Source organism: Streptomyces alkaliphilus, assembly GCF_014141535.1.
In the GTDB taxonomy this organism is placed as follows: Bacteria; Actinomycetota; Actinomycetes; order Streptomycetales; family Streptomycetaceae; genus Streptomyces; species Streptomyces alkaliphilus.
The window spans coordinates 1-5812 of sequence record NZ_VKHT01000253.1; the positions used below are offsets into that span (position 1 = coordinate 1).

General features: G+C 72.6%; 6 protein-coding genes. All 6 read right to left on the bottom strand.

The genetic code is table 11. The features are described 5' to 3' along the window. Nucleotides 1-106: 106 nt before the first annotated feature. Complete coding sequence (locus FNQ90_RS10470) at nt 107-1504, bottom strand: sulfate adenylyltransferase subunit 1 (RefSeq protein WP_182606120.1); 1398 nt, start codon at nt 1502-1504, stop codon at nt 107-109. After that, nucleotides 1504-2484, bottom strand: a complete 981-nt coding sequence (gene cysD, locus FNQ90_RS10475; protein WP_194432400.1) for a sulfate adenylyltransferase subunit CysD — start codon at nt 2482-2484, stop codon at nt 1504-1506. Before cysD ends, FNQ90_RS10470 begins: the two co-directional genes overlap by 1 nt. After that, nucleotides 2481-3032, bottom strand: coding sequence for an adenylyl-sulfate kinase (gene cysC / locus FNQ90_RS10480; protein WP_182606121.1), 552 nt, complete (start codon nt 3030-3032; stop codon nt 2481-2483). The genes cysD and cysC overlap by 4 nt, the downstream gene beginning before the upstream one ends. 88 nt (nt 3033-3120) lie before the next feature. Beyond that, complete coding sequence (locus FNQ90_RS10485; RefSeq protein WP_182606122.1) at nt 3121-3819, bottom strand: phosphoadenylyl-sulfate reductase; 699 nt, start codon at nt 3817-3819, stop codon at nt 3121-3123. Beyond that, on the bottom strand, nt 3816-4019 hold the full coding sequence (locus FNQ90_RS10490) for a hypothetical protein (protein WP_182606123.1): 204 nt from the start codon (nt 4017-4019) through the stop codon (nt 3816-3818). Before FNQ90_RS10490 ends, FNQ90_RS10485 begins: the two co-directional genes overlap by 4 nt. After that, entirely contained in the window at nt 4016-5710 is a 1695-nt protein-coding gene (locus tag FNQ90_RS10495) for a nitrite/sulfite reductase (RefSeq protein ID WP_182606124.1), read from the bottom strand. The genes FNQ90_RS10490 and FNQ90_RS10495 overlap by 4 nt, the downstream gene beginning before the upstream one ends. Nucleotides 5711-5812: the final 102 nt, after the last annotated feature.

Genomic DNA, 5812 nt, shown 5'->3' on the forward strand with positions numbered 1-5812 from the left:
GCCCACCCGTCCGCCGATCCGATCGAAACCGGCGAAGGCGTCCCGCCGGCACGGCCCCCCGCGCGGGAGTCCTCGCCCCCGTCGGTGGGGGAACCGTTCGGTCATCTCAGAAATCCCAGCCTTCGTCGTCGGGGGCGGTGGGGGAGGACTCCCCGGCGCCGCGGGCGGCGGTGAAGGCCTCGCCCGCCATGGCGGCGGTGAGGGTGGAGCCGTCGGCGGGGTCGATCAGCAGGAAGGAGCCGGTGCGGCGGGAGTCGGCGTAGGCGTCCACGGCCAGCGGCTCGGCTGTGCGCACGGTGACCCGGCCGATGTCGTTGGCGACCAGCTCGCCGGGGTTCGGCTCCTGCGAGAGGTCGCTCAGCGAGAGCCGGGAGGGAATGTCGGCGACGATCGCCTTGACGGTGCGGGTGGTGTGCTTGAGCAGCACCCGCGCGCCGGGGGTCAGGGGGCGGTCGTGCAGGTGGCAGACGGTGGCGGTGATCTCGCGGATCGACTCGGTGACGGAGTCGGCGGCGATCAGGTCCCCGCGCGAGACGTCGAGGTCGTCGGTCAGGCGCACGGTGACCGACTGCGGGGCCCATGCCACGTCCACCGGCTCGCCGAGCAGGTCGATGCCCTCGATCGTGGTGGTCCGGCCCGAGGGCAGCACGGTGACCGACTGTCCCACGCGCAGCACCCCGGCGGCGATCTGCCCGGCATAGCCGCGGTAGTCCGGCAGCTCGGCGCTCTGCGGGCGGATGACGTACTGCACGGGGAAGCGGGCCGGCTCCTCGGTGGGGTCGTGACCCACCTCCACGCCCTCCAGGTGCTCCAGCACGGTGGGCCCGGTGTACCAGTCCATGGTCGCCGAGCGGACCACGACGTTGTCGCCGTTGAGCGCGGAGATCGGGATGGCGGTGACCTCGGGCACGCCCAGGGAGGCGGCGTAGCCGGTGAACTCGGCGGCGATGGCGGTGAAGGCGGCCTCGTCGTGGTCGATGAGGTCCATCTTGTTGACCGCCAGCACGACGTGCGGCACCCGCAGCAGCGCGGCGACCGCCGCGTGCCGGCGGGTCTGCTCGACCACCCCGTGGCGGGCGTCGACCAGGATGACGGTCAGGTGGGCGGTGGAGGCGCCGGTGACCATGTTGCGGGTGTACTGCACGTGCCCCGGGGTGTCGGCGAGGATGAACCGGCGCGCGGGGGTGGCGAAGTAGCGGTAGGCCACGTCGATGGTGATGCCCTGCTCGCGCTCGGCGCGCAGACCGTCGGTGAGCAGCGCCAGGTCCGGGGCACTGTGTCCCCGGCTGCGGGAGGCGTGTTCGACGGCCTCCAACTGGTCGGCGAGCACCGACTTGGAGTCGTGCAGCAGCCGGCCCACCAGGGTGGACTTGCCGTCGTCCACCGAACCGGCGGTCGCGAACCGCAGCAACGTTGTGGAAGAGGTCGAAGAGGCGGAAGAGGCCGACGCCGACGCGGCCGGGGGGGCCGCCGGGGCGGTGGTGGGTGCGGGTGTGGTCGTCATCAGAAGTACCCCTCGCGCTTGCGGTCCTCCATGGCGGCCTCCGACAGCTTGTCGTCCGCCCGGGTGGCGCCGCGCTCGGTCAGTCGGGAGGCGGCGATCTCGACGATCACCTTGGCGATGGTGTCGGCGTCGGAGTTCACCGCACCGGTACACGACATGTCGCCGACGGTGCGGTAGCGCACCAGGCGCTCCTCCATCGGCTCGCCCTCGCGCGGCCCGCCCCACTCGCCGGGCGCCAGCCACATGCCGTCACGGGCGAAGACCTTGCGCCGGTGGGCGTAGTAGATCGACGGCAGCTCGATGCCCTCGCGCTCGATGTACTGCCACACGTCCAGCTCGGTCCAGTTCGACAGCGGGAAGACCCGCACGTGCTCACCGGGCGCGTGCCGGCCGTTGTAGAGCTGCCACAGCTCCGGGCGCTGCCGGCGCGGGTCCCAGCCGCCGAACTCGTCGCGCAGGGAGAACACCCGTTCCTTGGCCCGGGCCTTCTCCTCGTCCCGTCGCCCCCCGCCGAAGACCGCGTCGAAACGGTTGCCCGTGATGGCGTCCAGCAGCGGCACGGTCTGCAGCGGGTTGCGGGTGCCGTCGGGGCGTTCGCGCAGTTCGCCGCGGTCGATGAACTCCTGCACCGAGGCCACGTGCAGCCGCAGCCCGTGCCGGGCCACCGTGCGGTCGCGGTAGTCGATGACCTCGGGGAAGTTGTGGCCGGTGTCCACGTGCAGCAGCGTGAACGGCACCGGTGCCGGCGCGAACGCCTTCAGCGCCAGGTGCAGCATGACGATCGAGTCCTTGCCGCCGGAGAACAGGATCACCGGCCGCTCGAACTCGCCCGCCACCTCGCGGAAGACGTGCACCGCCTCCGACTCCAACGCGTCCAGGTGGGAGAGCGCGAACGGGTTGTCACCGGCGGCACCGGCGGCACCGGCGGCGGCGGCCGGGCCGGTGTCCACCGGGGTCGCCGTGGTGGTCGAGGCCGTCATGCCAGTCCCCTCTCGGTCAGCAGCGCGTACACGGCGTCGGCGGACTCGGCGACGGTCCGCCCGTGCGTCCCGATCCGCAACTCCGGGTCGGTCGGTGCCTCGTACGGGTCGTCCACCCCGGTCAGGCCGGACAGCTCACCGGCCGCCTGTCGGGCGTACAGGCCCTTGACGTCCCGCTCCGAGCACACCTCCACGGGCGTGGCCACGTGCACCTCCAGGTAGGCGGTGCCCTCGGCGTCGTGCCGGGCGCGCACGGCCTTGCGGCTGTCGGCGTACGGCGCGATGACCGGCACCAGGGCGATCACCCCGTTGGAGGCCAGCAGTTCGGCGACGAAGCCGATCCGCCGCACGTTGGTGTCCCGGTCCTCGCGGGAGAAGCCGAGGCCGGCGGAGAGGAACTCGCGGATCTCGTCGCCGTCCAGCACCTCCGCGCGGCGTCCGGTGGCGGTCAGTCGGTCGGCGACGGCGCGGGCGATGGTGGTCTTGCCCGCGCTCGGCAGCCCGGTGAGCCAGACGGTGGCGCCCGGCAGATCGGTGCCGCTGCTCATCTCGCGTTCCCTTCGCGGTGCGTCGTCGGTTCCCGGTGGGCCCGGGAGGGCCGAATGGATCGGGGTGATCGGAGGGGCGGGGGTGTCATCAGCCGTGCAACCCGCACTCGGTCTTGCCCCGGCCGGCCCAGCGGCCCGCCCGGGCGTCCTCACCGGCGGCGACCCGCCGGGTGCAGGGGGCGCAGCCGATGGAGGCGTAGCCGTCCTGGAGGAGGGGGTTGGTCAGCACGCCGTGCTCGGCGACGTAGGCGTCCACGTCGTCCTGCGTCCAGCGGGCGATGGGGGAGACCTTCACCTTGCGGCGGCGCTCGTCCCATCCCACGACCGGGGTGTTCGCCCGGGTGGGGGACTCCTCGCGCCGCAGGCCGGTGGCCCAGGCGTCGTAGCCGGCCAGGCCGCGCTCGAGCGGTTCGACCTTGCGCAGCGCGCAGCACAGGTCGGGGTCGCGGTCGTGCAGGCGCGGTCCGTGCTCGGCGTCCTGTTCGGCCACCGTCCGCCGGGGGGTGAGGGTGATGACGTTGACGTCCATGACGGCGGCCACCGCGTCCCGGGTGCCGATGGTCTCGGGGAAGTGGTAGCCGGTGTCCAGGAAGACCACGTCCACACCCGGTGCCACCCGGGAGGCCAGGTGGGCCACGACCGCGTCCTCCATCGAGGAGGTGACGCAGAAGCGGGGCCCGAAGGTCTCCACGGCCCAGCGCAGGATGTCGGAGGCGGAGGCGTCCTCCAGGTCGCGGCCCGCCCGCTCGGCGAGTTCGCGCCGATCCTCCGTGGCGGTGGGGATCATGCGGCGCTCCCCTCGGAGTCGTCGGGACGGTTGCCGCCCCCGCCGGTGCGGCGCAGTCCGGAGGCCAGCAGACCCAGGAACTTCAGACGGAAGGCGCGGTTGCAGGCCGCGCACTCCCAGGTGCCGTGACCCTCCTCGTTGGGGCGCAGGTCCTCGTCCCCGCAGTACGGGCAGTGGTAGGGGGCGGCGCGCTCGCTCACGACAGCGCCTTCTCGTCGGCGCGGGCGGCCCACTGGGCGAAGCGCTCGCCCTCCTCGCGCTGTTCGGAGAAGGCCCGCAGCACCCGCTCGACGTAGTCGGGCAGTTCCTCGGCGGTGACCTTCAGCCCGCGCACCTTGCGACCGAAGCCGGGGTCCAGGCCCAGCGACCCGCCGAGGTGGACCTGGTAGCCCTCCACCTGCCGCCCCTCGGAGTCGGTGACCAACTGCCCCTTGAGACCGATGTCCGCGACCTGGATGCGGGCACAGGAGTTGGGGCAGCCGTTGACGTTGATGGTGATGGGCTCCTCGAAGTCCGGCATCCGCTTCTCGAGTTCGTCGATGAGCGAGGAGGCGCGCCCCTTGGTCTCGACGATGGCGAGCTTGCAGAACTCGATGCCGGTGCAGGCCATGGTGCCGCGGCGGAACGGGGTGGGGGTGACCCGCAGGTCCAGCCCCTCCAGCCCGGCGACCAGCGACTCCACGCGCTCCTTGGGCACGTCGAGGATGATCATCTTCTGTTCGACGGTGGTGCGGACCCGGAGGGAACCGTGTTCCTCGGCGAGGTCGGCGACGCGGCCCAGGGTGGCGCCGTCCACCCGGCCCACCCGGGGGGCGAAGCCGACGTAGAAGCGGCCGTCGCGCTGGCGGTGGACGCCCACGTGATCGCGCCACCGCTCCACCGGCACGTCGGGGGCGGGGCCGTCGAGCAACTTGCGGCCGAGGTAGTCGTCCTCCAGGACCTGCCGGAACTTCTCCGCGCCCCAGTCGGCGACCAGGAACTTCAGGCGGGCCCGGGTGCGCAGGCGGCGGTAGCCGTGGTCGCGGAAGATCGAGACGACCCCCTCGAAGACGTCCGCGACGTCCTCCAGTGCCACCCAGGCGCCCAGCCGCACCCCGACCTTGGGGTTGGTGGACAGGCCGCCGCCGACCCACACGTCGAAGCCCGGGCCGTGCTCGGGGTGGCGCACGCCGACGAAGGAGACGTCGTTGATCTCGTGGGCCACGTCCAGCAGCGGGGAGCCGGAGACGGCCGACTTGAACTTGCGCGGCAGGTTGGAGAACGCCTTGTTGCCGACGACCCGGCGCTGGACCTCCTCGATGGCGGGGGTGCCGTCGATGATCTCGTCGGCGGCGATGCCGGCGACCGGCGAACCGAGGATGACGCGGGGGGTGTCACCGCACGCCTCGGTGGTGGACAGGCCCACGGCCTCCAGCCGGCGCCAGATCTCCGGCACGTCCTCGACACGGATCCAGTGGTACTGGAGGTTCTGCCGGTCGGTGATGTCGGCGGTGCCCCGGGCGAACTCCTCGGAGATCTGCGCCAGTACCCGCAGTTGCTCGGTGCTCAACCGGCCGCCGTCGATGCGGACCCGGAGCATGAAGTACTCGTCGTCCAGCTCCTCGGGCTCCAGGATCGCGGTCCGGCCGCCGTCGATACCGGGACGGCGCTGGGTGTAGAGGCCCCACCAGCGCATCCGGCCCCGCAGGTCGGCGCCGTCGATGGAGTCGAAACCGCGGTGGGCGTAGATCGTCTCAATGCGTGTCCGCACATTGAGACCGTCGTCGTCCTTCTTGGTCTGCTCGTTGGCGTTGAGCGGGGTGAAGTGCCCGGCTGCCCACTGACCCTCGCCGCGGTGGCGGCCGGCCTTGCGGCGGGTCGGGGCGGCGGGCTTGCGCGGCGTGTCGGCCATGGCGGTGTCTGGTCCTTCGGCAGGCAGCAGGGCGGCTCCCGGCTGCGGAAACGCGCAGGGGCGCGTTCGGCCGCGGCGGGGCCGGACGGTGCGGGAGGGGCG

Bases quoted from the DNA above. Each gene is read 5' to 3' on its own strand.
- FNQ90_RS10470 (WP_182606120.1), bottom strand. From the start codon at position 1,504: ATGACGACCACACCCGCACCCACCACCGCCCCGGCGGCCCCCCCGGCC.
- cysD (WP_194432400.1), bottom strand. From the start codon at position 2,484: ATGACGGCCTCGACCACCACGGCGACCCCGGTGGACACCGGCCCGGCC.
- cysC (WP_182606121.1), bottom strand. From the start codon at position 3,032: ATGAGCAGCGGCACCGATCTGCCGGGCGCCACCGTCTGGCTCACCGGG.
- FNQ90_RS10485 (WP_182606122.1), bottom strand. From the start codon at position 3,819: ATGATCCCCACCGCCACGGAGGATCGGCGCGAACTCGCCGAGCGGGCG.
- FNQ90_RS10495 (WP_182606124.1), bottom strand. From the start codon at position 5,710: ATGGCCGACACGCCGCGCAAGCCCGCCGCCCCGACCCGCCGCAAGGCC.